General features: G+C 62.4%; 28 protein-coding genes. 26 read left to right on the forward strand and 2 right to left on the reverse strand.

Annotated elements, in window-relative coordinates; translation table 11 throughout:
- The first annotated feature begins 5 nt into the window (after nucleotides 1–5).
- The 4 genes from WIR04_RS02115 to WIR04_RS02130 all read left to right on the forward strand — a co-directional run bounded on the left by WIR04_RS02115 (nucleotide 6) and on the right by WIR04_RS02130 (nucleotide 3,721).
- Nucleotides 6–404 carry a rod-binding protein gene (locus WIR04_RS02115; RefSeq protein ID WP_025328482.1) on the forward strand — a complete coding sequence of 133 codons (399 nt, stop codon included), beginning with the start codon at nucleotides 6–8 and terminating at the stop codon, nucleotides 402–404.
- On the forward strand, nucleotides 404–1,723 hold the full coding sequence (gene lfgK, locus WIR04_RS02120) for a lateral flagellar hook-associated protein LfgK (RefSeq protein ID WP_338890095.1): 1,320 nt from the start codon (nucleotides 404–406) through the stop codon (nucleotides 1,721–1,723). Before WIR04_RS02115 ends, lfgK begins: the two co-directional genes overlap by 1 nt.
- 77 nt (nucleotides 1,724–1,800) lie before the next feature.
- Nucleotides 1,801–2,700 carry a lateral flagellar hook-associated protein LfgL gene (gene lfgL, locus WIR04_RS02125; protein WP_338890097.1) on the forward strand — a complete coding sequence of 300 codons (900 nt, stop codon included), beginning with the start codon at nucleotides 1,801–1,803 and terminating at the stop codon, nucleotides 2,698–2,700.
- Between the two features lie 19 nt (nucleotides 2,701–2,719).
- Complete coding sequence (locus tag WIR04_RS02130; protein ID WP_025328479.1) at nucleotides 2,720–3,721, forward strand: hypothetical protein; 1,002 nt, start codon at nucleotides 2,720–2,722, stop codon at nucleotides 3,719–3,721.
- Nucleotides 3,722–3,781: 60 nt separating this feature from the next.
- Here WIR04_RS02130 and fliB read toward each other — a convergent pair whose 3' ends face one another.
- Complete coding sequence (gene fliB / locus WIR04_RS02135) at nucleotides 3,782–4,945, reverse strand: flagellin lysine-N-methylase (RefSeq protein WP_338890099.1); 1,164 nt, start codon at nucleotides 4,943–4,945, stop codon at nucleotides 3,782–3,784.
- Nucleotides 4,946–5,132: 187 nt separating this feature from the next.
- On the opposite strand from fliB, the gene lafA (WIR04_RS02140) reads away from it, so the two are divergent.
- The 11 genes from lafA (WIR04_RS02140) to WIR04_RS02190 all read left to right on the forward strand — a co-directional run bounded on the left by lafA (WIR04_RS02140) (nucleotide 5,133) and on the right by WIR04_RS02190 (nucleotide 13,902).
- Nucleotides 5,133–5,996, forward strand: a complete 864-nt coding sequence (gene lafA, locus WIR04_RS02140; RefSeq protein WP_025328477.1) for a lateral flagellin LafA — start codon at nucleotides 5,133–5,135, stop codon at nucleotides 5,994–5,996.
- A gap of 171 nt (nucleotides 5,997–6,167) precedes the next feature.
- A complete protein-coding gene (gene lafA, locus WIR04_RS02145; RefSeq protein WP_025328476.1) occupies nucleotides 6,168–7,034 on the forward strand; it encodes a lateral flagellin LafA in 867 nt (288 codons plus the stop codon).
- Nucleotides 7,035–7,147: 113 nt separating this feature from the next.
- Nucleotides 7,148–8,431, forward strand: coding sequence for a lateral flagellar capping protein LafB (gene lafB, locus WIR04_RS02150; RefSeq protein ID WP_338890102.1), 1,284 nt, complete (start codon nucleotides 7,148–7,150; stop codon nucleotides 8,429–8,431).
- Nucleotides 8,432–8,469: 38 nt separating this feature from the next.
- The gene (lafC, locus tag WIR04_RS02155) at nucleotides 8,470–8,862 is read left to right on the forward strand and encodes a lateral flagellar export chaperone LafC (protein WP_338890104.1); all 393 of its coding nucleotides are present in this window, start codon (nucleotides 8,470–8,472) and stop codon (nucleotides 8,860–8,862) included.
- 120 nt (nucleotides 8,863–8,982) lie between these two features.
- Nucleotides 8,983–9,321 carry a LafX gene (locus tag WIR04_RS02160; RefSeq protein ID WP_338890106.1) on the forward strand — a complete coding sequence of 113 codons (339 nt, stop codon included), beginning with the start codon at nucleotides 8,983–8,985 and terminating at the stop codon, nucleotides 9,319–9,321.
- Nucleotides 9,312–10,388 carry a flagellar hook-length control protein FliK gene (locus WIR04_RS02165; RefSeq protein ID WP_338890108.1) on the forward strand — a complete coding sequence of 359 codons (1,077 nt, stop codon included), beginning with the start codon at nucleotides 9,312–9,314 and terminating at the stop codon, nucleotides 10,386–10,388. Before WIR04_RS02160 ends, WIR04_RS02165 begins: the two co-directional genes overlap by 10 nt.
- A 40-nt stretch (nucleotides 10,389–10,428) precedes the next feature.
- The gene (gene lafF, locus WIR04_RS02170) at nucleotides 10,429–10,887 is read left to right on the forward strand and encodes a lateral flagellar basal body-associated protein LafF (RefSeq protein WP_139745595.1); all 459 of its coding nucleotides are present in this window, start codon (nucleotides 10,429–10,431) and stop codon (nucleotides 10,885–10,887) included.
- A gap of 5 nt (nucleotides 10,888–10,892) precedes the next feature.
- A complete protein-coding gene (gene lafS, locus WIR04_RS02175) occupies nucleotides 10,893–11,606 on the forward strand; it encodes a lateral flagellar system RNA polymerase sigma factor LafS (RefSeq protein ID WP_338890112.1) in 714 nt (237 codons plus the stop codon).
- Nucleotides 11,607–11,652: 46 nt separating this feature from the next.
- A complete protein-coding gene (gene lafT / locus WIR04_RS02180; RefSeq protein WP_042653233.1) occupies nucleotides 11,653–12,510 on the forward strand; it encodes a lateral flagellar motor stator protein LafT in 858 nt (285 codons plus the stop codon).
- On the forward strand, nucleotides 12,510–13,457 hold the full coding sequence (gene lafU / locus WIR04_RS02185; RefSeq protein ID WP_139438982.1) for a lateral flagellar motor protein LafU: 948 nt from the start codon (nucleotides 12,510–12,512) through the stop codon (nucleotides 13,455–13,457). The genes lafT and lafU overlap by 1 nt, the downstream gene beginning before the upstream one ends.
- Complete coding sequence (locus tag WIR04_RS02190) at nucleotides 13,444–13,902, forward strand: hypothetical protein (RefSeq protein ID WP_163155622.1); 459 nt, start codon at nucleotides 13,444–13,446, stop codon at nucleotides 13,900–13,902. Before lafU ends, WIR04_RS02190 begins: the two co-directional genes overlap by 14 nt.
- Here WIR04_RS02190 and WIR04_RS02195 read toward each other — a convergent pair.
- Nucleotides 13,838–14,692: a lytic transglycosylase domain-containing protein gene (locus tag WIR04_RS02195; protein ID WP_338892429.1), complete on the reverse strand. Its 855-nt coding sequence runs from the start codon at nucleotides 14,690–14,692 to the stop codon at nucleotides 13,838–13,840. The genes WIR04_RS02190 and WIR04_RS02195 overlap by 65 nt on opposite strands.
- A 255-nt stretch (nucleotides 14,693–14,947) precedes the next feature.
- Between WIR04_RS02195 and WIR04_RS02200 the strand changes: the two genes are divergently transcribed.
- The 11 genes from WIR04_RS02200 (at nucleotide 14,948) to murG (ending at nucleotide 26,528) form a co-directional block, all read left to right on the forward strand.
- On the forward strand, nucleotides 14,948–15,244 hold the full coding sequence (locus WIR04_RS02200) for a hypothetical protein (RefSeq protein WP_025328465.1): 297 nt from the start codon (nucleotides 14,948–14,950) through the stop codon (nucleotides 15,242–15,244).
- A gap of 238 nt (nucleotides 15,245–15,482) precedes the next feature.
- A complete protein-coding gene (mraZ, locus tag WIR04_RS02205; RefSeq protein ID WP_338890121.1) occupies nucleotides 15,483–15,941 on the forward strand; it encodes a division/cell wall cluster transcriptional repressor MraZ in 459 nt (152 codons plus the stop codon).
- The gene (gene rsmH, locus WIR04_RS02210) at nucleotides 15,942–16,880 is read left to right on the forward strand and encodes a 16S rRNA (cytosine(1402)-N(4))-methyltransferase RsmH (RefSeq protein ID WP_025328464.1); all 939 of its coding nucleotides are present in this window, start codon (nucleotides 15,942–15,944) and stop codon (nucleotides 16,878–16,880) included. It begins immediately after the preceding gene.
- A 3-nt stretch (nucleotides 16,881–16,883) separates the two neighbouring features.
- Complete coding sequence (gene ftsL, locus WIR04_RS02215; RefSeq protein ID WP_025328463.1) at nucleotides 16,884–17,198, forward strand: cell division protein FtsL; 315 nt, start codon at nucleotides 16,884–16,886, stop codon at nucleotides 17,196–17,198.
- On the forward strand, nucleotides 17,195–18,961 hold the full coding sequence (locus WIR04_RS02220) for a penicillin-binding transpeptidase domain-containing protein (RefSeq protein WP_025328462.1): 1,767 nt from the start codon (nucleotides 17,195–17,197) through the stop codon (nucleotides 18,959–18,961). Before ftsL ends, WIR04_RS02220 begins: the two co-directional genes overlap by 4 nt.
- Before the next feature lie 131 nt (nucleotides 18,962–19,092).
- The gene (gene murE, locus WIR04_RS02225) at nucleotides 19,093–20,550 is read left to right on the forward strand and encodes a UDP-N-acetylmuramoyl-L-alanyl-D-glutamate--2,6-diaminopimelate ligase (protein WP_025328461.1); all 1,458 of its coding nucleotides are present in this window, start codon (nucleotides 19,093–19,095) and stop codon (nucleotides 20,548–20,550) included.
- Nucleotides 20,547–21,902 carry a UDP-N-acetylmuramoyl-tripeptide--D-alanyl-D-alanine ligase gene (locus tag WIR04_RS02230; RefSeq protein WP_338890125.1) on the forward strand — a complete coding sequence of 452 codons (1,356 nt, stop codon included), beginning with the start codon at nucleotides 20,547–20,549 and terminating at the stop codon, nucleotides 21,900–21,902. The genes murE and WIR04_RS02230 overlap by 4 nt, the downstream gene beginning before the upstream one ends.
- Nucleotides 21,896–22,978, forward strand: coding sequence for a phospho-N-acetylmuramoyl-pentapeptide-transferase (gene mraY, locus WIR04_RS02235; protein ID WP_005332102.1), 1,083 nt, complete (start codon nucleotides 21,896–21,898; stop codon nucleotides 22,976–22,978). The genes WIR04_RS02230 and mraY overlap by 7 nt, the downstream gene beginning before the upstream one ends.
- A gap of 3 nt (nucleotides 22,979–22,981) precedes the next feature.
- Nucleotides 22,982–24,265, forward strand: a complete 1,284-nt coding sequence (gene murD, locus WIR04_RS02240) for a UDP-N-acetylmuramoyl-L-alanine--D-glutamate ligase (protein ID WP_025328459.1) — start codon at nucleotides 22,982–22,984, stop codon at nucleotides 24,263–24,265.
- Complete coding sequence (gene ftsW / locus WIR04_RS02245; protein WP_025328458.1) at nucleotides 24,262–25,446, forward strand: cell division protein FtsW; 1,185 nt, start codon at nucleotides 24,262–24,264, stop codon at nucleotides 25,444–25,446. The genes murD and ftsW overlap by 4 nt, the downstream gene beginning before the upstream one ends.
- Nucleotides 25,443–26,528 carry an undecaprenyldiphospho-muramoylpentapeptide beta-N-acetylglucosaminyltransferase gene (murG, locus tag WIR04_RS02250; protein WP_338890129.1) on the forward strand — a complete coding sequence of 362 codons (1,086 nt, stop codon included), beginning with the start codon at nucleotides 25,443–25,445 and terminating at the stop codon, nucleotides 26,526–26,528. The genes ftsW and murG overlap by 4 nt, the downstream gene beginning before the upstream one ends.
- Nucleotides 26,529–26,534 lie beyond the last annotated feature (6 nt).

Consider the following 26,534-nt stretch of genomic DNA (forward strand, 5'->3'; position numbering starts at 1 on the left):
TCTCTATGACCAGAATTACCTCTGAGCCTGGTTTCTATCAGGATCTCAATGAACTGCAGCAGATAAAGAGCAACCCGGATCAGCGCGCGGCCCTGGAGGCGGCGGCCGGCCAGTTCGAGGTGAGCTTCCTGCAGACGGTGCTCAAGCACATGCGCTCGGCCTCCGACGCCATGCAGGATGACGATGACAAGCTCATCAAGGGAGAGGCGCTCTACCGCGACATGTACGACAGCCAGCTGGCGATGAGCATGGTCAAGCGTGGCGGCATGGGGCTCAAGGAGCAGATGGTCAATCAACTGGCCCCCACATTAAAGAATGCCGAGCCGGTGGTCGCTTCAGAACCCCAGACCCTGGCTGCCTTCAGTCAGCCTCTGAATTCGGCAAAAATGAGGAAAGTTGACTGATGTCGCTGCTCAATATCGGTTTTAGCGGACTCAACGCGGCGCAGATCGCGTTAAACGTCACCGCCCAGAATATCGCCAACGTCAATACCGTCGGTTACAGCCGCCAGGAAGCCATGATGGGCAGCCTGTCCGGCTTTGGCCGACTGGATAACGGCATGGGGGTCGAGGTGACCGGGGTCCGCAGGATCACCGATGACTATCTGGTGTCCCAGCACTGGCGCAGCCGCTCCTCTACCGGCTCCTCCTATGCGTTTCATCAGTACATCAACACCACCGAGCAGTTGCTTGGCAGCGAATCGATGAACATCACCAAGGGGCTGGACAGCTTCTTTGCCTCCCTCAGCGCCGCCCTCGACAGCCCGGAGACTCCGGCGCAGCGCAGCCAGATCGTCAGCTCTGCCGGGGCGCTGGCCAACCGCTTCGGCCAGTTGAACGAGAGCCTGCTGACCCAGGAGAAGCAGATCGACGATCAGCTCGGCAGCACCATCACCCAGGTCAACAGCTATCTGAAACAGGTGGCAGAGCTCAACACCCAGATCGGCGAGCAGGCCTCCAAGGGGGTCAACACCTCGGCCCTGGAAGACAGCCGCGAGCAGATAGTGCGTGAGCTGTCGACCTTCATGGAGGTGCGGGTCAACCGCCAGAGCGACGGCTCCTTCTCCCTGAGCCTGCCCCAGGGCCAGCCCCTGGTGCTGGCGGGCAGCAGCAGTACCCTCTCCCTCACCGGCGATACCCTGAGCCTGAGCTTCGGGCCGCAGTCCTTCGAGGTGCCCAGGCTGCAGGGAGGCACCCTGGCCGGGGTGCTTGAGTATCGCACCACGGTGCTGCGCCCCCTGCGCGACGAACTGAACCAGATTGCGAAGAAGCTGGCGGACGACTTTAACGCCAAGCAGGCGGGGGGCATCGACTTGAACGGTGACTCGGGCAAACCCCTGTTCAGCTACGATCCCCTCAACCCTTCCGGCACCCTCAAGGTGGCCGACGGCTTTACCGGTGACCACCTCGCCTTCGCCAAGGCGGGCGGCGGCAACGGCGACAACCGCAACTTGCAGGAGCTGCTGACCATCAAGGACAGCCAGTATGAGGCCTACAGCGCCCTGCTCGGCAAGATGGCGGTGCAGAGCGGCCAGGCCAAGGCGACCATGGAGGCCGATGCCAACATGGAGAAGCAGCTGGCGACCAAGCTCAGCAGCGTCAGCGGGGTCAACACCGACGAGGAGGGGGTCAAGATCATGGCCTATACCAAGGCCTATCAGGCCAATGCCAAGGTGATCAGTACCTCGGATCAGCTCTTCAATTCCATCCTGAACATGTTCTGATGAGGCCGGCATGAGTATCAGCAGCAATCAAATCCAGCTCTTCAATTCCATCCTCAACAGGTTCTGACGGAGTCCGCATGCGCATCAGCACCAACCAGATCCAGCTCAGCATGCTCGACAATCTGCAGCAGGGCTTCGGCGAATATGCCCGCCTCGATCGCCAGATCTCCTCCAACAAGCGGATCCTGCATCCCTCTGACGATCCCGTGGGCAGCGTGCAGCTGCTCGGGCTGAAGAAGGAGCAGGCGGCGATGGCGCAGTACCAGAAGAACATCGCCAACGCCAAGAGCCAGCTCTCCCAGGGGGAGATCCAGCTCGAGACCATGACCAACATGCTGAGCCGTCTGCGGGATCTGACCCAGACTGCCGCCACCGGTTCCCTCTCCGAGGACGATCGCCGGGCCGTCTCCAGCGAGCTGGCGATCATCAAGGATGGCTTGCTGGATCTGGCCAATGCCCGCAACGAGAGTGGCTCCAGCCTGTTCAGCGGCAGCCAGGTGGACAAGGCTCCCATCGTCAAGGGACCGGGCGGCGACTATCTCTATCAGGGGGATGCCCTGGTGCGCGAGGTCGGCATCGCCAGAGGGGTCACGGTGGAACTCAATCACACCGCAGACAAGCTGTTCATCCAGAACGGGGACTTCTTCAAGCAGCTCGACGACATGGTGGCAGCCTTCGACAGCGGTGCCACGGATGCGACCGATCAGGCCAGAGCCATGCTGGATCGCAGTCTGATCCTGCAAGATGACATCAGCCAGATGGTCAGCACCATAGGGGCACGCATCAATCTGCTGGATCAGGTGGACGAAGGGCACGCCGAGAAGAGCACCTATAGCAAGGAAGTGAGCAATCAGATAGAGTCCCTCGATTACGCAGGGGCCGTGACCCAGCAGGCTCATGTGCTGATGGCGCTGCAGGTGCAGCAGCAGGCCTTCGCCAAGGTGAACGGGCTGAGCCTGTTCAACTACATGCCCTAAGTCTGTCTAAGGAGCCAGGATGCAGATTCAACAAACCCGTCCGGGTGGTGTGGCCGAGACGCCGGCCCAGCCCAGGCTGCATGGACGTTCGACTGCCCAGGCCACTTCCCAGCAGACTCCCCGCAACGAGCGCCAGCCCAATGTCATCCGGCTGGATCGCTGGGCCCTGATCGGCACGGCACAGCAGCGCATCGCCCATGCCCAGGGGGGCGAACAGGCCCTGAGCCAGGTGTGGGGCGAGCTGAAGCGCCTCGAACAACAGCTGGGCCAGCATAAGGCGGCGAGCGGGGATCTGGTTTCCCGACTCAAGCTGCTGGAAGAGAAGCTCACCCAGCCGAAGGCCCCCCTAACCTCGGAACTCAAGCCCCGGCTGCTGGCGTCGGCGACGGATAGCCGGGTGCACTACGGTGCCGAGCGGCTCGATCTGCTGAGCCCCAGGGCGAGCGCCGAGCGGCTGGTCTTCTCCTTCCCGCAGACCAGCAGCGCCGTCGAGGTGCTGCTGCCCGCCGATGCCAGCGAGTCGGAGGCGGCCTCCCGTCTGGACAGGGCGCTGCGCAAGGAGCACATCCAGGCCCGCCTGAACGAGCTGGGCAAGCTGGAGCTGAGCGTGCCGGATCAGCACAGGCGCAAGCTGGACGAACCCGTGCTGCTGAGCGGGGAAGGCATCCGCATTCCTGCAGGCAACCCGGTTCCGGTGCAGTTCAAGCCCAGAGCCGGGCAGCTGACCCAGCTAGGCGAAGGACTCGACAAGGGGGAGCTCAAGCAGGAGCAGCAGCGCCTGAAGCGGCTGCTCGGCGAGATAGAGCAGTCGGTGCGCGAGTTGAAGCAGTTCCGCCAGAAGATGGTCAAGCAGCTCGATCGGGTGAAGTCACGCAGCCAGAGCATGCCGCAGGAGGAGCTGGCGCAGTTGCAAGGCAAGCTCAGCCTGCAACTCAAAGAAGGGGGCTTCATGGGGACAATGTCCGGCTTGCTGGCCCAGGCCAATGTGTCGCGCCAGAACGTGGTGGCACTGCTGACCTAGGTCGGCACGCCCGGCCCGAAAAAGAAACCGCCACGGGACTTCCCTGGCGGTTTCTTGTTTTCAGGATTTCAGCAGGGCGTAGAGGCTGAGATCCGAGGCAAAGCCTGACTCACTCAGTCCTTGTTCTATGGTCTTGAGAAAACTCGCGTTGTGCTGACGTATGGTGTGATAGCTGTAGAAGAGGTTGACCACATCCTGCTCTTCCAGCTCCTTGTCCATGGCCAGCAGACACAGATAGTTGCGCAGCAGGAAGTAGTCTATCACCAGCAGCTGATAGGCCTGGAAGCGGCCGCTCTGCAGCAGCGGGAAGTTGTGGTGATAGACGTAGTAGAGCAGGTAGTTGTCCATGATATGGGGGCGCTCGGCCAGGAAGGGGGCGACCCTGTCATGCCAGGTCTGCTGCAGCCGCGCCAGCTTGCCCTCATCATAGACCCCCTCCAGCACCAGATTGATCTTGTCGAGGCAGTGCTGCATCGTCTGCCGTCCCCGGCGCCCTTGTGAATACGCCAGCAACTGGTGGGTGATGGTCCTCAGTCCCCACCACTGCAACTGCGGCATGGCAGGCAACTGCTCGAACATGGTATTGAGCTCCCCCCGCTCTGCCAGCGCCGCCACCTGATCCAGGAAGGACTCGTGGGACAGGGCCGAGGGATCCCGGTGGATCAGCATGCCGATCAGCCACAGCCGTATCTCGACGGGAACATCGGTGGCCGCCAGCACGTGGATGCTCAGGCTGTGCAGGGTCGCCATGGCGGTGGAGGGGGGCGTGGCGAAGGGCAGAGGCTGGGCGAGTTCGGTCACCTCTGTCAGCATCGCCAGGGGATCCAGCAGCAACTGACGGCACGCCTCGGGGCAGGAGAGCATCAGGGATTTCTTGAGCTGGTTGCCGATGCGGGTCTGGGCTCTGGGATAGGTCTTGCAGGTGTGGCTCAGCGCCTCCGGCCCCGCCTTGCTGTGGATCTGGCACAGACGATTCTCATCGAGGAAGGGGCAGGCACCCTGCTCATCGAGCTTGATCTCCCCCCAGCGTTCGTTGCTCTCCTTCACCTTGCGAATGTGCAGCTTGCTCAGGGACTTGACCGCGGGATCCGGGTGCCGCTCGTAGTTGCGGAAGGTCTGCTTGTCGATGGTGATGGTCCAGCTATGACAGCAGTTGTCTTCACAGCGATCGCCGATGCACTGGAAATGTTGAATGAAATGAGGAGTGTAGAGCGAGGTTGCCATGTCGCGGTCCGGTAATGAGAGAGGACATTTTAAAAGCAATAAGCATGCCGGATGAGTCAGTGTCAGGACGGTGCTCTCTGACAAAAAATATGAGAGGGCAGGACTACATTTTCGCGGGAAAGGTGTCGCCTATCTCTGATGTCAACCTAACAGGCTGCATCGCAGCGATTACATCGAGGAATACATCATGGGCTTGTCCATTCATACCAACTTCGCCTCCCTGACCACTCAGAACCAGCTGAACTCCACCAACAAGATGCTGGGCACCGCCATGCAGCGTCTGGGCACTGGCCTTCGCATCAACTCCGCCGCCGATGACGCCGCCGGTCTGCAGATGGCTACCCGCCTGCAAGCCCAGTCCAACGGCCAGAAAGTGGGCATGCGCAACGCCCAGGATGCCGTCTCCATGATGCAGACCGGTGAAGGCGCCCTGGACGAAATGACCAATATCGTTCAGCGCATGAAGGATCTGGCAACTCAGGGCGCGAACGGCACTACCAGCGCGGAAGACTACACCGCCCTGAACGCCGAGTTCGGCGAACTGGCGAAAGAGCTGACCAACATCACCGACAACACCACCTTCGGCGGCCAGTCCCTGCTGAAGAAGGGTGCCGGCAACTTCGAGAAGGGCGCGGTCAAGTTCCAGATCGGTGGCACCGCTGCCGAGACCCTGAGCGTGGATATCTCCACCGACCTGAAGAAGGTGACCGGTTCTACCGCGAACTCCGGTCTGGATGGCGCCGCCCTGAAGGCCGGTATCGGTGATCAGACCAAGGCCTCTGCAGCCATCACCGAGATGGAAACCTTCCTGAAAGACATCGGCAGCGCCCGTTCTTCCTTCGGTGCCAACATCAACCGTCTGGAGCACACCGTCAACAACCTCTCCAACATGAAAGAGAACACCGACATGGCAAACGGTCGCATCATGGATGCCGACTTCGCCCAGGAGAGCACCAACATGACCAAGAACCAGATGCTGATGCAGGCTGGCATGTCCGTGCTGTCCAACTCCAACCAGATGACCGGCATGGTGACCTCCCTGCTGCGTTGATATCTGTGGCACCCATCCGCTGGATGGGTGCCTTTTTTTCCTCTCCTTCTCCTTTCTTCCTCGCCTTTTTCACCCTCATTTTCATTTGCCATTCAAGTCCTGAGCCTCCCCTGTCGCTTCTCCTTGTCGTAGAGTTCCCCGCTGCTTTGCAGCCTATTTGAGGAGTAGATCATGGGTTTGTCCATTCACACTAATTTCGCCTCTCTGACCACCCAGAACCAGCTGAATTCCACCAACAAGATGCTGGGCACCGCCATGCAGCGCCTGGGTACCGGTCTGCGCATCAACTCCGCCGCCGATGACGCCGCCGGCCTGCAGATGGCTACCCGTCTGCAAGCCCAGTCCAACGGTCAGAAGGTCGGCATGCGCAACGCCCAGGATGCCGTCTCCATGATGCAGACCGCCGAAGGCGCCATGGACGAGATGACCAATATCGTCCAGCGCATGAAGGATCTGGCCACCCAGGGCGCCAACGGTACTGCTAGCGCGGAAGACCGTCTGGCCATGGGTACCGAGATGAAGGAGCTGACCGCCGAGCTGAAGAACATCAGCGACAACACCAAGTTTGGTGGCGAGACCCTGATCAGCGATGCTGGCAAGTTCGGTGCCGGAACCGTGACCTTCCAGATCGGTGGCACCGCCGCCGAGAAGCTGGACGTGAAGGCCGACACCAACGTCCAGGCCGTGAATGCCGCCATCACCACTGCGACCACGGATCTGGCCACTGCCGATGTGGCTGCGACTGCCCTGGCGTCCACTGACTTCAATGCGCAGATCACCAAGATGGAAGATGCCCTGGATCTGATCGGTACCGCCCGTTCCCAGTTCGGTGCCAACATCAACCGTCTGGAGCACACCGTCAACAACCTCTCCAACATGAAAGAGAACACCGACATGGCGAACGGCCGCATCATGGATGCCGACTTCGCCCAGGAGAGCACCAACATGACCAAGAACCAGATGCTGATGCAGGCTGGCATGTCAGTGCTGTCCAACTCCAACCAGATGACCGGCATGGTAACTTCCCTGCTGCGTTGATGGGTTGCATGGCCGCTCCGAAAGGGGCGGCCCTTGTCTGACAATCGCTTGTCGGTTGGAAAGGACCGAGCCGGTGTTTTCCAACAGGCATGCCACTGAATAAGGGGATAAAGATGCAAATAGATCCGGCCAGCACGGCGATGCAACTGGTGGCCATCGAGCGCCAGAACATGGACAAGCTGCTGAAGAAGCAGCTGGACAGCGTCAAGGGACAGCAGAGCGCCATCAGCAGCCTCACCACCAAGCTGTCGAGCTTCCAGACCCTGCTCAAGGACCTGAACAAGGCGACCAGCTTGCAGGCGCAGAAGGCCACCATGTCCCAGGAGGGGATCATGACTGTGACGAGCAATGGCAAAGCCAGCTCGGGCCAGTACAACTTCTTCGTGGAGCAGCTTGCCCAGTCCCATCAGGTCGGCCTGCAGCTCGATAGCGACACTGCGCCGCTGCCCGCCGACGGCGTCTTCTCCCTGACCGTCAAGGGCAAGACCATGAACATCGATCTGGCGACCCTGCCGGCCGGTGCGACCGCCAAGGATCTGGTCTCCCAGATCAACAACGCCAAGGACAACCCGGGTGTGAAGGCGACCCTGGTGCGCACCGACGGCAAGGTCAGCATGGTGCTGACCAGCAAGGATAGCGGGGTTGAGAACGCCATCACCCTGGGCTACAGCGGCGATGCCGCCAATGCCCTCGGCACGGCCGTCACCGGCAAGACGGACATCACCCAGGCGCAGGACGCCAAGTTGCGGATGGGGGGCGACAACCCCCTCACCATCACCTCCGCCAGCAACAAGATAGAGAACGTGGTGGACGGCCTGACCTTCCAGCTGACCAAGGCGCAGAAGGTCGATGATGCGCCGCTGCTGGTGACGGTGGATCAGGACAAGGAGGCGGTCACCGGTTCCCTCAAGAAATTCGTCGACGGCTACAACGAGCTGGTGGATGAGCTGGCCAAGATGACCTCCAGCGATCCCAAGGCGCCGGGGGCGCTCTCCTCCGACAGCGGGGTGCGCAGTCTCAAGAGCATGCTGGCCCGCAGCGTGCGGGAGTTGCCCGGGGATCTGACTCTGGGCAGCCTGGGGATCAAGACCGACAAGGCAGGCAAGCTCTCCTTCAACGAGACCGACTTCAACAAGGCGCTGGAGAAGGATCCCGAACTGCTCGGCAAGGCCTTGATGGGGGATGACGGCCTGCTCAAGCGGATGAGCAACGCACTCGATCCCTACACCAAGCGGGACGGTGCGCTCAAGGGGCGCAAGACAGGTCTGGAGGCGAACGAGAAGCGGGTCAACGAGCGCATGGAGGCACTGGATCGTCGTATGGATTCCGCGTATAAGCGCTACCTCAATCAATTCACCACCATGAACCAGATGCTGCAGACCATGGGCGCGTTGTGAGTCGGTGATCCCGTATTTCCTGAATAAGTGAGTCTTTCATGTTTGAACCCCAAGAAGGCTACGACGCCTATCAGTTCGCCGCCACCCAGGCCAAGGCGGCGAGCGCCGACCCGCACCAGCTGGTGCTGATGCTGATGGACGGGCTGCTCGACGAGATCGCCAGGGCCGAGGGCCACATCCTGGCCAGGCAGTATGAGCGCAAGGGTCAGTCCATCAACAAGTGTCTGCAGATCCTGGGGGGGCTCGACAGTGCCCTCGACATGGACAAAGGGGGGGAGTTGGCCGCCAACCTGCACCGCCTGTACGACTATTGCGGGCAGCGGTTGTTCGAGATCAGCGTGGGCAACGACGTCACGGGTTTTGCCGAGGTGCGTCGCATCCTGCTGGAGCTGAAAGAGGGTTGGGAAGCCATGGCCCGCCATCCACGCTGATGCGGAAGTCCCCCTTCCTCATCCGCCAAGGGCTACGGCTAACGCATTGAAATACCACAACTACATATCTGGCCTGCTCCTTGCTTACTGGCAAGGTCGTCTTATTTTGGGGCCATCATCATGTCCATGACCGGGGCCGTGCCGCTCAGCACGGAACGCGAGACTCGCCAGCGCCAGCTACTGGGGCTGGGACGTCTGATACTACAGCAGGCCCGTGCCGGGCAGTGGGACGCGGTGCGTCTGGCGGATCATCGCCTGGCCCAGCTCATCGACCATCTGCGCCAACAACCGGCATTGTGGCAATCCCTGGTACCGGCCCGGGATCAGGTGCGTCACTGGCATCAGGAAGCCTTGGCGCTTTGCCAGCAGGAGACTGCCCAGCGCAAGCAGGAGTGGGACGCCCTCTCCCTCAAACGAGAGGGGCTGCAAGCCTATGATGAGGCGCAAGCATGGGCATGATCCCCTTCGTCGGCTCAGACCCGGCCCCCAATCTCGATACCACTGGCTTCACGCGTCTCGCCCGTCAACCCGATGGGCAGGGGGGGCAGTATCAGCCTCTGGAGTTTCAGCAGGAAGCCCCTGTCACCTTGCCGCTCGATGAAGCTCCGACCCCGGAATCCGAGGTCGAGGAGGGGGACTTGTCCGAGCAGGATGCGACTGAGCAACTGCACGCCTTTACCCATATGCAGCCAGTGTTTGTCCGCCCTGACGAGGGGGGCCGTCTGTTGCCACTGCGTCAGAACCCGGAGATGTCTGCCTCCTTGGCGCAGGATGCCGGAGGCGTTCAGGATGACTCCCCCGCCGTCTCGCCCGCCCTGCGTGCCCTGGTGCGCCACGAGCGGCTGGAAACGGATCGAAGCCTGCCGATGGATCTGGTGTCGGGACGCCGGGAGATGAGCGCCTCGCTCACCGGGGAGTTTGCCCGTCAGCTGATGCAACCGGCCGCCCAGGTCGAGTCGTCGCTGCTGCACGGCAAATCGATGGCGGGCCTGCCCCCTCTGCCTGGTGCGGATGGCTTGTCAGAGCGGGAGTCCCTTGTCCCGGATCTCAGAGGCATGTCGGCTCTGGCGCCCTCGCCACTGACCAGGACGGCCGACTATCAGTGGGCCCCGGCGCGTCTGAGCGACAATCAGACCCAATGGGGGCAGCAGCTGGTGGACGTTTTGAAGGACAAGCTCGAGCTGCAGGTGAACCAGGGCATCAAGCAGGCGCACATTCGCCTCGATCCCCCCGAGCTGGGGCGCCTCGAATTGACGGTCAGGGTCGAGGGGGATCGGCTCAGCGTGCAGCTCAACGTGACCAACCCAGCGGTGCGTGAGGCCATGATCCAGTCGATGGAGCGGCTGCGGATGAGCCTGGCCCCTCACCATGCCGGCGGCGTCGAGGTGAACGTCGGCCAGGGAGGAGAGCAGGAGCGGGGCGATCGCTGGCAGCAGGACAAGATCCTGGCGGGCCGAAGACAGTGGCAGGAAGAACAGGAGACATCGGGCGGTGCTGGCCAGGATTGGCTCAATACCCTGGTGTGACATTTTTACAATCTGGCAATAGCGAGAGTGATTTCAAATTATGCGGCGTGTCATGAAGTGGATGATGTTGATGGTGATGGCACTGTGCCTGCTGGCGGCGCTGGCCTATGGCGCCTATCTCAAGCGAGATACGGTTGCCGTCTGGCTGGGTCTGGCTGAGGCCAAGCCCGAGCTGAGCAAGACGCCGCTGTTCAAGCCGATGGAGCGCTTCGTCATCAGCCTGGAGGGGGACTCTGAGCCTCACTATCTGGTGCTGGAGCTGGCGCTGGTGACCCACAATCCCCAGCAGCTGGAGACGCTCAACGAGCTGACCCCCCTGATCCGCAATGCCATGGTGCAATATTTCAGCCATCGCTCCCACGATGCGGTGAAGCTGGAGCTGCAAAACATCTCCGCCCTGCAGACCTCTCTGCTCGGCAAGCTGGTAGCGACACTGCAAGGGTATGGCTACAAGCCCTACCTGGATGAAGTGCTGGTCACCAAGGTACTGGTGCAGTAGCGGACATGATGGACGCTGGCTGGGACACTCCCTGCGACCTGACCCCCTCGCCCCCCCGTACCGGCGAGCAGGCTATCCTGACCCGTTATCTGCCGCTGGTGAAGCGGGCGGCCACTCACCTGCGCAGCCAGGTCAGCGCCTGTTTCGATCAGGAGGACATGGAGCAGGTGGGCATGATGGGCTTGCTGGAGGCCTGGCGCCGTTATGGCAGCGAGCCGGATGCCCAGTTCGAGAGTTATGCGTTCAAGCGAGTCCGTGGTGCCATGCTGGACGAGCTGCGCCGGCTGGACTGGCGCCCCCGTCAGCTGCGCCAGCAGGTACATGGACACAACCAGGTGCAGCGGGAGCTGTTCAACCGGCTGGGTCGCAACCCGACCGAACAGGAGATGGCGCTGGCGCTGGGCTGCTCAGTGGAGGAGGTGCGTCAGCTGGCCTATGCCGGCCAGGCCGAAGCCTTGCAGAGTCTGGAGGAGTGGCTGGAGAACGGCGGCAGGGCACCGGCCTCGGAGTCCGACGACGTGGACCTGGCCATGACCCTCAGCAAGGTGCTCGGCTCCCTGGACAAGCGGGAGCAACTGCTGCTCTCCCTCTATTACCAGCAGGAGCTGAACATGAAGGAGATAGCGCTGGTACTCGGTCTGACCGAATCGCGGGTGTGCCAGTTGCACAAGCAGTGCGTCCTTCAGCTCAAGCAGCGTTTGGTCGACTCCATATATTAATGCCTCTCCCTGTGGGGGAGTCTTCTTGAATTCTGCGGGAGCATCCATGCAAAAACAGATCGGTCTTGGTGTCATTTTCATTTGTGTGCTTGGCGGCTTCATGATGGCCGGGGGACGGCCCATCGCCCTGTGGCAGCCCGCCGAGCTCATCATCATCATAGGTGCCGCCGCCGGCTCCATGTTCCTGGGCAACTCCAAGGAGGTGATGCATGAGATGTGGCGCCAGGTGAAGCTTTGCTTCAAGTCCAACAAGGATGAGAAGGAGATCTACCGCGAGCTGCTGACCCTGATGCATCAACTGCTGGAGGAGACCCGCAACAAGGGGATGAAGGCGCTGGACGAGCACGTCGAGAACCCGCAGCAGAGCTCCGTCTTCCTGATGTATCCCCAGGTGTCGGAAGATCCGCAACTGCTCGGCTTCATCATCGACAACCTGCGCCTGCTGGGCATGGGCAAGATCACCCCCCATGAGCTCGACACCATACTGGAGCAGGAGATCATGGCCATCGAAGAGGACATGCTCAAGCCGTCCCACGCCCTGCACAAGACCGGTGAGGCCTGCCCCGGTTTCGGGATCCTCGCGGCCGTGATGGGGATCATCATCACCATGCAGCAGCTCGACGGCCCCCTCAGCAACATTGGGGTGCATGTGGCTGCGGCCCTGGTGGGCACCTTCATCGGCATCTTCCTCTGCTACTGCCTGCTGGAGCCCATCAGCAATGCCATGGAGGAGATGGTCAAGCGTCGCATCGGCATGTTGATGTGCATCAAGTCGATCCTGATCGCCCAGCTGCGCGGCAAGACGCCGCTGCTCTCGGTCGATTCCGGCCGCAAGATGCTGGAGCCCGATGTGAAACCCAGCTTCCTTGAACTGGAAGACTGGGTGACCAACAGGGCCATGTAATGCGCAATCACGAGCAGATCATCATCAAGCGCCAGCAGCGGCGCAGCAGTGGCCCAAAGGGGGGCGGGGCATGGAAGGTCGCCTTTGCCGATTTCACCCTGGCGATGATGGCTTTCTTCATGGTGCTCTGGATCCTGGCCGTCTCCAGCCAGGAGGAGCGCGAGGTGGTTGCCAGCCGCCTGCGTGACTACAGCATCATGGACAGCGAGGCAAACCCCTTCGATATCCGCAACAGCCCCTATCCGGTGGATCTTGGCGGCAATCCCTCGGTGCTGGAGGAGTTGAGCCCGCAGTTTGTGGAAGAGGGGCAGCGCATGCCCAGACACATGGAGCGCAATCGCAGCATCTTCACCGACGGCGCACAGGGAGGTTACGAGAACCTGCTGGTGGGCAAGATAGAGGGGGAGATGCAGATGAAGCAGCTGGCCGGTTTCATCGGATCCATGGCGGATCAGATGCAGGCCAGAAACAACCTGGAGCTGCAACTGGTGCCCCAGGGGCTTCGCATCCTGATCCGCGATGATGACGAGCGGGAGATGTACAGCCGCGGCAGTGCCCGCATCAGCCCCTACTTCCGCCATCTGCTGATGGCGCTTGCCCCTATATTCCAGCGCGTGGAGAACAGGGTCATGATCTCCGGTCACACCGACAGCACACCCTTTGCCGGTGACAACTACAGCAACTGGGAGCTCTCCTCCGATCGCGCCATGATGGCGAGACGGGTCCTGCTCGCCGGCGGCATGCCCCCCGAGCGGGTGGGGCAGGTGGTCGCCATGTCGGACACCATGCTGGACAACACAGCCGACCCCAGAGGCAGCCAGAACCGTCGCATCGAACTGCTGGTGATGACGACTCAGGCGGAGAAGAGCCTGGAGCAGCTGTTCAGTGCTCAAACCCAAGCCGCCACCCAGCAAGCCAAGGATGCCATTGCCCATGGGAACCCCTGATCTCGAATTGCCGGAAGTGACCCCGTTCAACGATCCCAGGCGCAAGGTGCCCCGCTGGTATCTGCACGATGGCAGCACGCCGCTGGAGTCCCAGAGCTGCGGCATTGCGGCCCGGCTCATGGTGTCTGGCCTGCTGTTTGACAAGCGAATAGGTCGGGCGGTGATCAAGGACATAGGGCCGGGTGGCGTCGGCTTCCTGGCCCCTGCCCGCTTCGTGCTGCCCGACACCGTCAGCCTGTCATTGTCACCGCAGATAGTGCTGGAGTGCCGGATCACCCACCGCCGGGTGATAGGCCAGTACCTCAGTTTCTACGGTGCGCGCTGGGCCGATCCCGAGTCCGTCGATCTCGCCCCCGTGCTCAGCCACTGGCGTCACTGCTTCATGGCGCCAGCAGAGGGCGCGTCTGCTCCAATCCCAGCGGATCCGGCAACCGTTCAAGACTGATCCCCCCCCGTCCCATGTCCAGCCCCCTTGCCGGCTGCAACAGCAGGGGGTCATGCAGGCTCTCCAGCGATACGGCGCGCGCCATCATTGGCTGCTCATTCGGTCGGCTGTCAGTGGGCGCCTTGCCCTGCCCATAGACGATGGGGCAGTCGCTCACCCCCTGAGCCTCGGGCAAGCGCCAGGCCGGATTCCACCGGCTGGCCTCGTTCATGGACACTCCCCTGGCCATGGCCCAGCTCAGCAAGGAGCAGTCACCCGGCTGCCGCCACACCCTAATACTCTCTCCCTCCTGCCAGGATGGCAGTAGAAACTGATGGTACGCCGCCCTGTCCAGCAACTGGGAGAGGGCGATGAAACGTGCCACATAGAGGCGCGTCTCGGTCGGTAGCTGAAGTTCCCACAGATTGCGCGTCCCGGCCTTGAGCACTGCCTTGAGCACCCGCCCTTCTCCCGCGTTGTAGGCCGCCAGGGCCAACAGCCAGTCCTGCCCGAAGAACTGATACAACCATCCGAGATAGGAGAGCGCGGCCTCCGTTGCCAGGGGTAGGGAATAACGGCCATCGAAGCTGGCCGTCATGGGGACGGAGAAGCGGGCTGCCGTATCAGGCATCAGTTGCCAGGGGCCGGCGGCACCGGCAGAGGAAACCACGTCCAGCCGATAGCTGCTCTCGATCAGGGGCAGGAAGGTCAGCATGGCAGGGAGCTTGCGTGCGCTGACCTGTTGCTCCACCCAACGGATCATGGGTTGTGACTGGGTGATTCTGGTTTGCAGGTGGTTGCGTTGCTGCAGCAGAAACCGGGTCTGTTGAGTGACCAGTTCGGCACCCGTGCCGCCGATGGGGGTAGGAAAGCCCGCCTGCCAATGATACTTATCGTAGGCATGGCCATTGGCACTGATCAGCAGAGACAAGCCGGTGAGAAGGCGAAGTGACAATTTGACAAAAAAGGGCATCGCCTGGCGGGTAAATGATAAAAACACGATGTATCTCAACAGTTTTTGACAATATCTGTCGACTGTTCATGTGGTATCCAGGACGTGATAAGCATGATAACACGAGTAAAAAAGACCCCAAAGGCGGGCAGGGCGATTCAGAAATTTCTGCTTTATCTGATCCTCGTTAATTTTGGTTTGATGTGGCTCTATGTCATGTATGCCGATGAGCTGACATTTGGTTCCAACCTCCTGCTGACTTTTCTTCTGATCCTCTATAACCTGCTGCTCTGCCAGCTGGTGGTGCTGCGTGCCCGGCGGGCAGGAGATGGCTATATCATCTACCCCGTGGTGGGAGTGAGCATTATTCTGTGTGCCGTCGTGCTGTTTCGTTTCATCATTTCACCCTGAAACCGATTATTTATGGCCCCCAGGTGATTGGATAAATTTAATTCGATCATGAATAACTCGTGGAAAATCAACTCATTTAATCTGTAGCCTCCCCGCGCTGCGTCAATATGTTCCCCATGCCCGAGATCCTTGCTTGAAAAGCCCCCTGCTCGTCCTTAAACTTCATGGTGGAGAAAAGTGGATCAAAGTGGTTTTATTGGGCAATTTGCCTCCATAACTCACCTTCGGGGACTGCAATTTGTTGCGTGGCGCTCACGCCATCAGCCTGGACAGCAAAGGGCGGCTGGCGATTCCGACCAAATATCGAGATTGGCTGCGCTCCGAGCGCGACGGCCAGCTGGTCTGTACCATCGACATAGCCCACCCCTGTCTGCTGCTTTACCCCCTGAGTGAATGGGAAGAGATAGAGCGCAAGCTCAAGACCCTTTCCAGTACCAATCCGGCGGAACGCCGCCTGCAGCGCATGCTGCTCGGACATGCAACCGAGTGCGAACTGGACGGCAATGGCCGTCTGCTGCTGAGCCAGCCACTGCGTAGCCACGCCGGGCTGGACAAGAAGATCATGCTGGTGGGCCAGCTCAACAAGTTTGAGTTGTGGGATGAAGCCCGCTGGCAACAACAGATCAATGCCGACATCCTGGGCCTGCCCGAGGACGACTGGGCAAGTTCACCACGACTACAGGATTTTTCTTTATAAATGACCCAAGCCGCTGAACACATCACAGTGCTGTTGCACGAAGCCGTCGAAGGGCTGGCCATCAAGCCGGACGGTATCTACGTCGACGGTACCTTTGGCCGGGGTGGTCACTCTCGTCTCATTCTCCAGCAACTGGGTCCCAACGGCCGGTTGATCGCCATAGACCGGGATCCCCAGGCCATAGCCGAGGCGGCCAAGATCCAGGATCCCCGTTTCGAGATAGTGCACGGTCCCTTCTCCGGCATCACCACTTACCTGAGCGATCGCGGTCTGCTGGGCAAGGTCGACGGCTTCCTGCTGGATCTGGGGGTCTCTTCTCCCCAGCTCGATGACGCCGAGCGCGGCTTCAGCTTCATGAAAGACGGCCCCCTCGACATGCGGATGGACCCGACCACGGGTCAGAGCGCTGCGCAGTGGCTGGCCAAGGCCGATGTGGATGACATCGCCTGGGTGCTGAAAACCTTCGGCGAGGAGCGTTTCGCCAAGAAGATTGCCCGTGCCATCGTCCATGACCGCGTCACCGAACCCTATGTGCGCACCCGCCAGCTGGCGGAGATGATTGCCCGGGTCAACCCGAGCAAGGAGAAGGGCAAGCATGCGGCGACCCGCAGCTTCCAGGCCATCCGCATCTATATCAACAGCGAGCTGGACGAGATCGAAACAGCGCTGAACGGTGCCCTGCAGGCGCTGGCGACCGATGGCCGCCTCTCCGTCATCAGTTTCCACTCCCTGGAAGACCGTCTGGTCAAGCACTTCATCCGCAAGCACGAGAAGGGGCCGGAAGTGCCCCATGGCATCCCGTTGACCGAGGCGCAACTGGCCGGTGGCCGCAAGTTGAAGTCGGTCGGCAAGGCGCTCAAACCTTCCGAACATGAAGTCACCGAAAATAGCCGATCCCGCAGCTCGGTGCTGCGAGTCGCCCAGCGCCTGGCGGATTGAGTCATGAGCGAGGTACGCATTCATCTGTCCAGGGAGATCATCGGTGATCTCTGGCGCCACAAGTTGCAGGTCGTGCTGACCCTGGCCGTGCTGATCACCGCCTTTGCGGTGATCCTGGTGACCAACATGACCCGGGGGCTGACGGCCAAGCAGAATGACCTGATGGCGGAAGAGGACAGGCTCAACATCGAGTGGCGGCACCTGCTGCTGGAGCAGGGCACCCTGGCCGAACACTCCCGTGTCGCGAGTCTGGCCATGGATAAATTGCAGATGGCTCGCCCGTTGGTGACCACCGAGAAGGTAATTACACAACCATGACACGCAAGGCCGCCACCAAGGCTCCTGCAAAGGACAAAGCCAAGGCTAAAGCTCCGTCACTCTACCCGTGGCGCTTTCGCACCCTGGTGTTTTTCATCGGGATTGCGTTTGCCGGCCTGATCCTGCGGCTGGCCTGGATCCAGGTGATTGATCCGGACAGGCTGCGCCAGGAGGGGGACATGCGCTCCCTGCGCACCACCTCCACCCAGGCTGTGCGCGGCATGATCACCGACCGCAACGGCGAACAGCTGGCGGTCTCTGTGCCGGTCGAGGCGGTCTGGGCCGATCCCAAGACGGTGCACGAGTCCGGTGCCATCCACAACGAGCGCGCCTGGCTGGCGCTCTCCGCCGTGCTCAAGCTCGACATCAACACCCTCAAGCACCGCATCTCCAACCCCAGCAAGCGCTTCGTCTATCTCCAGCGTCAGGTAACCCCTGCCGTGGCGGAATACATCAAGGGCTTGAAGCTGGGGGGCATCTACCTGCGCCCCGAGGCGCGCCGTTTCTACCCGACCGGCGAGATCAGCGCCCACCTGGTGGGGGTGACCAACATCGACGGCAGCGGCATCGAGGGGATAGAGCGCAGCTACAACGAATGGCTGACCGCGACCCCGGGCGAGATGCGGGTACGCAAGGACAGGCAGGGCCGGGTCATCGAGCGGCTCGGGCTGGTCAAGGAGGGCAAGCACGCCAACGATCTGCAGCTGAGCATCGATCAGCGGGTGCAGGCGCTGGCATATCGCGCCCTCAAGCGCGCCACCGACGAGAACAAGGCCACCTCCGGCTCCATGGTGATGCTGGACGTGAAGACGGGCGAAGTGCTCGCCATGGTCAATACCCCCTCCTACAACCCGAACAACCGTGGCCAGTACCAGAGCTTCCGGGTGCGCAACCGGGTGGTGACGGACACCTACGAGCCGGGTTCGACCGTCAAGCCTTTGATCCTGTTGAGCGCCCTGCAGGCAGGCGTCACCAGCTGGAAGGACACCATCCCCGGTGGTCCCCTGTTCATCGGGGCCAAGCAGATCCGCGACGTGAGCATTCACAAGGCGACCAACCTGTACGACATACTGCGCTACTCCTCCAACATCGGCATGTCGCGCATCGCGCTGCGGATGCCGGCCCAGGAGATGATCAACACCCTCAGCATGGTCGGCTTCGGCATGGACACCGGCAGTGGTCTGATGGGGGAGAGCGGCGGCATGCTGCCCCAGCGCCGTCGCTGGTCCGACATCGAGCGGGCGACCCTCTCGTTCGGCTATGGCCTGCGGGTCACCCCGCTGCAGCTGGCTTCCGCCTACGCGACCCTGGCCAACAAGGGCAAGCGGGTGCCGCTCTCCATCATCAAGGTGACCGAGCCGCCCAAGGGTGAGCAGGTCATCGACCACAACAACGCCACCGCCATGCTGCAGGCGCTGGAGTACGTGGTCAGCAATGCCATTCCCAAGGCGCAGATCCCGGGTTATCGGGTCGGCGGCAAGAGTGGTACCGCCAAGGTCGCCGTCGCCGGTGGCTACGGCAAGGATTACATGGCCTGGTTTGCCGGTTTCGCCCCGGCCAGCAACCCCCGCTTCGTCATGGTGGTGGTGATCAACGAGCCCAAGGGCGATGCCTATTACGGCGGTGCCGTGGCGACCCCGCCCTTCGCCGAGGCCATGGGGGGCGTGCTGCAGCTCTTCAACATTCGTCCCGACGCCATCCCCCCCGAGGTGCCGGCGAAGCTTGCCCGTACGGAGGCCGCCCATGGCGCACCTCGTACCTGATTGGCATCCGTTTCTCTCTGTCGACCCCGCGACTGTCGGGGTGTTTTCCATGGCGCCCCATTCCCTGAGCGCCTGCATTCCTGCCCATTCGGAGGCTTCCCATGTTGCCGCCCCGCACACTTAATCAACTCATGAGCCATTTTGGCATCCATGCTCCGGCGCTCGCGCTCACCGATATCCAGCTCGACAGCCGGCGAGTCGGGCCCGGTTCTCTCTTCGTGGCAATCCGGGGCCACCAGATGGATGGCAGGCGTTTCATCGAACAGGCGGTGGCTCAGGGAGCGACCGCCGTCCTGTTTGAGGAGGATGGGGAATTCGTGGCCCCCGTCACCTCGATCCCCTGTTTCGGGATCAAGGATCTGCCCGCTCGTCTCTCCGAACTGGCCGGCCATTTCTATGACTATCCGGCACAGAAGCTGCAACTGGTGGGCATCACCGGCACCAACGGCAAGAGCACCACTGCCCTGCTGGTCGCCAACTGGCGCACCCTGCTGGGAGGCAAGGCCGGGGTGATGGGCACCATAGGCAACGGCCTGTTCGGTGAACTGGTGGAAGCGGAAAACACCACCGGCAGCGCCGTCCAGGTGCAGGCCAATCTTTCCGCCCTGCAACAGCAGGGGGCCGATCTGGTGGCGATGGAGGTCTCCAGCCACGGTCTGGTGCAGCACAGGGTGGCGGCCCTGCCGTTTTCCGCTGCCGTGTTCACCAACCTGAGCCGGGATCACCTCGACTATCACGGCACCATGGAGGCCTATGGCGCCGCCAAGGAAGAGTTGCTGAAACTGGTGGACGAGCCTTGCGCCGTCATCAATGCCGACGACCGTCTGGGGCGCCAGTGGCTGGCAGCCTACCCCGGCGCGGTGGCCTTCAGCGTGCATGGTCCGATTGAAAACCATGTCGGGCGACAGTTGACGGCGCAGGATCCCCACTTCCACCAACAAGGATTTGACACGCGCATTAACTCCAGCTGGGGGAATGGTGTATTATCCGCCCCCTTGCTGGGGCGCTTCAACGTCAGCAATGTGCTGGCCGCCATGGGCGCCATGCTGGTACTGGGTTATGACTTCGATGCACTGCTGGCCAGTGCCCCGAAACTGCAACCCGTGACCGGTCGCATGGAGTGCTTCGGCGGTGGCAAGGCGCCGCTGGCGGTGGTCGATTATGCCCATACCCCGGATGCGCTGGAGAAGGCATTGCAGGCCCTGCGGGTGCACTGCGAAGGGCGGCTCTGGTGCCTGGTGGGCTGTGGTGGCGACCGGGATCGCGGCAAGCGGCCCATGATGGCCGCCATGGCGGAGCAACATGCGGATCGCGTGATCCTGACCGACGACAATCCCCGTACCGAGGCGCCGGAGCAGATCATGGCGGACATGGTGGCGGGCCTTCGCGATCCTGCTGCCGTGCAGATCGAACACGACAGGGTCAAGGCGATCCGGCTGGCCCTCAGTCAGGCGAGCAAGCAGGACATCATCCTGGTGGCCGGTAAGGGCCACGAGGATTATCAGATCATTGGAACCGACAAGCGGCACTACAGCGACCGGGAAACCGTCGCGGCCGCCTTGCACACATTAATGGAGTCATTCAGATGATGACCCTCAGGCTTGCCGACCTGGCGCAGGTGCTCGATGCCCGTCTGATCGGCGGCGATCTCGAGATCACGGCAGTCAGTACCGACACCCGCACCCTGGGCAAGGGGGCGCTGTTCGTCGCGCTGCGTGGCGAGCGTTTCGACGCCCACGATTTCTGCGACCAGGCCCTGTCCGCCGGGGCCTGTGCCCTGCTGGTGGAGCGCGAGCTGCCCCTGGCCATACCGCAACTGGTGGTGGCCGATACCCTCAAGGGACTGGGTCGCCTCGGCAAGCTGGTGCGCGAGCGCATCAACCCGAAAGTGCTGGCCATCACCGGCAGCTGTGGCAAGACCACGGTGAAGGAGATGGCGACCGCCATCCTGCGCCACGAAGGGGAGGTGCTGGCCACCGCCGGCAACTTCAACAATGAAGTGGGGGTGCCGCTCACCCTGCTGCGTCTCGAGGCGCAGCACCAGTTTGCGGTGATGGAGCTGGGTGCCAACCACCCGGGGGAGATCGCCTGGACCACCTCCCTGGCCCGGCCCGATGCCGCCATTATCAACAACGTGGCCGCCGCCCATCTGGAAGGCTTCGGCTCCCTGGAAGGGGTGTTCCACGCCAAGAGCGAGATCTTCCAGGGCCTGGGCGAGGGTGGCACCGCCATCGTCAATGCCGACAACGAGTTCTGGCCCCAGTGGCGCGAACGCGGCATTCAGTGCGCCTTCTCCCTCGAAGACCAGAGTCAGCCCTTCCATGCCCGTGACATAGCGCTCAACGGACAGGGCTGCGCCGAATTCGTGATGGTGACCCCGCAGGGAGAGTTGACCCTGACCCTGGCCATTCCGGGCCGCCACAACGTGGCCAATGCCCTGGCTGCCGCCGCCGGCTGTCTGGCGCTTGGCGCCTCCCTCGCGTCCGTCAAGGCGGGGCTGGAGCAGATGGCACCGGTCAAGGGCCGCTTCTGCGTGCAACGCTGGGGGGGTCTCACCCTGGTGGATGACACCTACAACGCCAGCGTGGAGTCCGTGCTGGCGGGCATCGATGCCCTGACCGCCATGGGCGGCTACAAGGTGCTGGTGTTCGGTGACATGAAGGAGTTGGGTGAGGAGTCCGCGGCCCAGCACGCCCGGGTCGGACACCACGCCCGCGAGCAGGGCCTCGACGCCGTGCTGACGGTAGGGGAACAGAGTCGTCACACCGCAGATGCCGCGGCGGGTCGACATTTCGATAACAAGGCGTCGTTGTTTGAAGTGCTTGCGCAAATGATAAATACACATCAAGAAATCTCGATCCTGGTCAAGGGTGCCCGCGGTTCCCGCATGGAAGATATCGTCAAGATGGTCGTTGACCGTCAGGAGTCAGCCACATGCTAGTCTGGCTGGCGGAACTGCTCACCCCGCACTTCACCTTCTTCAACGTCTTCTCCTACCTGACGTTCCGCGCCATCCTGTCGATCATCACGGGTCTGGTGGTGGCGCTCTGGATGGGGCCGCGTCTCATCCGTCGCCTGCAGATCCTGAAATTCGGTCAGGTGATCCGCAACGACGGCCCAGAGTCTCACCTCAGCAAGAAGGGCACCCCGACCATGGGGGGCCTGATGATCATTGCGGCCATCTTCATCTCTGTGCTGCTCTGGAGCCGCCTCGACAACCCCTATGTCTGGCTGGTGCTGTTCGTGCTCGGTGCCTACGGCGCCATCGGCTTTGCCGACGACTACCTCAAGGTGGTGCGCAAGAATACCGATGGTCTGATCGCCCGCTGGAAGTACTTCTGGCAGTCGGCGGTCGCCCTGGCCGTAGCCGTGTTCCTCTATGCCACCGCGACCCATGACGGCCAGACCCAGCTGGTGGTGCCCTTCCTCAAGGATGTGATGCCGCAGCTTGGTCTGATGTTCATAGTGCTGACCTACTTCGTCATCGTCGGTACCTCCAACGCGGTCAACCTGACCGACGGTCTGGATGGCCTTGCCATCATGCCGACCGTGATGGTGGCGGGGGGCTTCGCCTTTGTCGCCTGGGCCACCGGCAACGTGAACTTCGCCAACTACCTGCACATTCCCTACGTGCCCTATACCTCCGAGCTGGTGATCGTCTGTACCGCCATCGTCGGTGCCGGTCTTGGCTTCCTCTGGTTCAACACCTATCCGGCCCAGGTCTTCATGGGAGACGTCGGTTCCCTGGCCCTCGGCGGGGCACTCGGCACCATAGCCGTGCTGGTGCGCCAGGAGTTCCTGCTGGTGATCATGGGGGGCGTCTTCGTGATGGAGACCGTCTCGGTGATCCTGCAGGTGGGGTCCTACAAGCTGCGCGGCGTGCGCATCTTCCGCATGGCACCCATCCATCACCACTATGAGAAGAAGGGCTGGCCGGAGCCGCGCGTCATTGTGCGCTTCTGGATCATCACCCTCATGCTGGTGCTGCTCGGCCTCGCCACCCTGAAGGTGAGGTAAGCCATGGTCATCATCATCGGACTCGGCAAAACCGGACTCTCCTGCGTCGATTACTTCCTCGGTCGTGGTGTCACGCCCCTGGTGATGGATACCCGCGCCAACCCGCCTGGCAAGGATGAACTGCCCCCCGAGGTGGAACTCATCCACGGGCTGGACGCGGAGCGGCTCAAGCAGGCGCACATGATAGTGGCGAGCCCGGGCATCGCCCTGGCGACCCCCGAGCTGAAGGCCGCTGCCGAGTTCGGGGTACGCATCGTCGGCGACATAGAGCTGTTCGTGCGCGAGACCCAGACCCCCGTCATCGCCATCACAGGCTCTAACGGCAAGAGCACAGTCACCACCCTGGTCGGCGAGATGATCGCCGAGGCGGGGCTCAAGGTAGGCGTAGGTGGCAACATCGGTACCCCGGCGCTGGAGCTGCTCAAGCGGCCCATGGATCTCTGCGTGCTGGAGCTCTCCAGCTTCCAGCTGGAGACCACCTACAGCCTGCGTGCCGCTGCGTCTGTGGTGTTAAACCTCAGTGAAGATCATATGGATCGCTATCAGGGCATGGCGGATTACCGCGCCGCCAAGATGGAGATCCATCAGCACTCCCAGCACATCCTGGTCAACCGGGACGATCCCCAGACCCTGCCCGACGTGGGTCAGGTGTGGCAGAGCTTCGGGCTGGATTGCAACGGCTACGGCCGCTGCGAGCTGGCGGGTCGCCACTGGCTGACCCTGCACGGGGAGCCGCTGCTGGCGGTGGACGAGATGAAGATAGTCGGTGCCCACAATCAGGCCAACGCCCTGGCGGCCATGGCCCTGTGCGATGCGGTCGGTATTCCCCGCGAACCGCAACTCGCCGTGCTGCGCCGCTTCGAAGGCCTGCCCCACCGTGCCCGTTTCGTGCGGGAGGTGAACGGGGTGCGCTGGATCAACGACTCCAAGGCCACCAACGTGGGGGCCACCCTGGCCGCCGTGGCAGGGGTGCGTGAGTCGGTGAAGGGCCGTTTGCTGCTGCTGGCCGGTGGCCAGGGCAAGGGCCAGGACTTTGGCCCTGTGCAGGCACTGCTCGGCAGCCAGATCGATCACATGTACTGCTTCGGTCAGGACGCGGACATACTGCTCGCGCTGGGTGAACAGACCGAGAAGGTCTCCTCCCTCGACGACGCCGTCGCCAAGGCCGCCGCCGATGCCAGGCCCGGTGACTGGGTGCTGCTGGCGCCGGCCTGCGCCAGCCTGGATCAATTCAAGTCGTTCGAGGCGCGCGGCGATCGCTTCACTGAATTGGTGATGGCCCTATGAACGCCCTTCGCACCGTCGCAGGCTTCCTGCAGCGCTGGTTGTTGCCGGCGCGTCCCGCCGGTCTCTACGACCGGCAGCTGGTGGTGCTGGCGCTGGCGCTGATGTCGGTGGGTCTGGTGATAGTGGCCTCGGCCTCGATCCCGGAGGGGATCGCCATCAACAACGATCCCTTCATGTTCGTGAAGCGCCACGGTCTCTTCCTGGTGATGGCGCTCGGCATCTCCTGGTTCGTGTTGCAGGTGCCCATGGCGCGCTGGCAGCAGTACAACGGCCCCATGCTGCTGCTCGCGATAGTGATGCTGGTGCTGGTGCTGCTGGTGGGGCGCAGCGTCAACGGCTCGGTGCGCTGGTTGCCGCTCGGCCCCTTCAACCTGCAGCCGGCGGAATTCGGCAAGCTGGCGCTGTTCGTCTATCTGGCGGGCTACCTGGTACGCCGCCAGAGCGAGGTGCGCGAGCGCTTCATCGGCTTCATGAAACCCATGGCGGTGCTGTTCGTGGTGGCCACCTTGCTGCTGGCCCAGCCCGACCTGGGGTCCGTGGTGGTGATGTTCGTCACCTCCCTCGGGATGCTGTTCCTGGCGGGGGCCCGCATGGTGCAGTTCATCGGTCTCATCCTGGTGGGGGTGAGCGCCGTGGTGACCCTGATCATCGCAGAGCCCTACCGGATGCGGCGGGTCACCTCCTTCCTGGATCCTTGGGCCGATCCCTTCGGCAGCGGCTATCAGCTGACCCAGTCCCTGATGGCGTTCGGCCGTGGCAGCTGGTTTGGTGAGGGGCTAGGCAACTCCATCCAGAAGATGGAATACCTGCCGGAGGCCCACACCGACTTCGTGTTTGCGATCCTCGGCGAAGAGCTGGGCTACGTGGGCGTGCTGGGTGCGCTCTTCCTCATCTTTGCGCTGGCGGTGAAGGCGCTCAAGCTCGGTCATCAGGCGCTGGTGGCCGAGCGGCTGTATGAAGGCTATCTGGCCATCGGCATCGGCATCTGGTTCAGTTTCCAGACCTTCGTCAACGTCGGCGCCGCCAGCGGCATGATGCCGACCAAGGGCCTGACCCTGCCGCTGGTCAGCTACGGCGGCTCCAGTCTCATCATCATGATGGTGGCGGTGAGCATGTTGATTCGTATCGATTTCGAGTTGCGCCAGGCCAGTGCCCAGGCGCGCGTGCGGGAGGTTTCGTGAGCAAGACGTTACTGGTGATGGCGGGTGGTACCGGGGGCCATGTGTTCCCCGGACTGGCCGTGGCCGATCGCCTCAAGGCCCAGGGCTGGACCATTCATTGGCTCGGTACCGCCGACCGGATGGAGGCCGAGCTGGTGCCCGCCCACGGTTACCCCATCTCCTTCATCGACATTCAGGGGGTGCGTGGCAACGGCATCAAGCGGCTGCTGGTCGCCCCCTATCGCATCGTCAAATCGGTGTTGCAGGCGCGCCGCGTGCTCAAGACCATACGGCCCGATGTGGTGCTCGGCATGGGGGGCTTCGCCTCAGGCCCTGGCGGTGTGGCGGCCTGGCTGTCCGGTATTCCCTTGCTGCTGCACGAGCAGAACGCGGCGGCCGGCCTCACCAACAAGCTGCTGGCACGCCTCGCCAAGCGGGTGCTGATGGCTTTCCCCGGCGCCTTTGCGCCTAGTGCCCGCACCGCAGTGGTGGGCAATCCGGTGCGCCCCGAAGTGGTTGCCCTGCCGGATCCCCAACTGCGCAGCGGAGCCGAGCCGCTGCGCCTGCTGATCGTCGGTGGCAGCCTGGGTGCCCGGGTGCTCAACGAACAGGTACCGCCAGCAGTGGCGGCGGCTGGCGTGCCCATCGAGGTGCGTCACCAGTGTGGCAAGGGCAATCGCGATGTCGTGGCTGAAGCCTACGCCAGGCAGGGTGTCGAGGCCGAGGTGAGCGAGTTTATCAAGGACATGGCCGATGCCTACGCCTGGGCCGATCTGGTGGTGTGCCGCGCCGGGGCCCTGACGGTCTCCGAGGTGGCTGCCGCCGGTGTCGCCGCCATCTTTGTGCCGCTGCCCCATGCGGTGGATGATCACCAGACCCGCAACGCCCTGACCCTGGTCGACGGCGGTGCGGCCGAGTTCCTGCCCCAGTCCGAGCTGACCCCGGCCTCATTGGCCGCACGTCTCTCCTGGCTTGCCGGGCGCAGGGAGACACTGTTGAACATGGCCCAGGCCGCCCGTCGCGTCGCCATCATCGATGCCGCCGAGCGGGTTGCCGATGAGTGCAAACGGCTCGCCAGCGGGCAGAGCGAGAAAGCATGTTGAGCCAGA

This window comes from Aeromonas rivipollensis (assembly GCF_037811135.1).
Classification (GTDB): Bacteria; Pseudomonadota; Gammaproteobacteria; order Enterobacterales; family Aeromonadaceae; genus Aeromonas; species Aeromonas rivipollensis.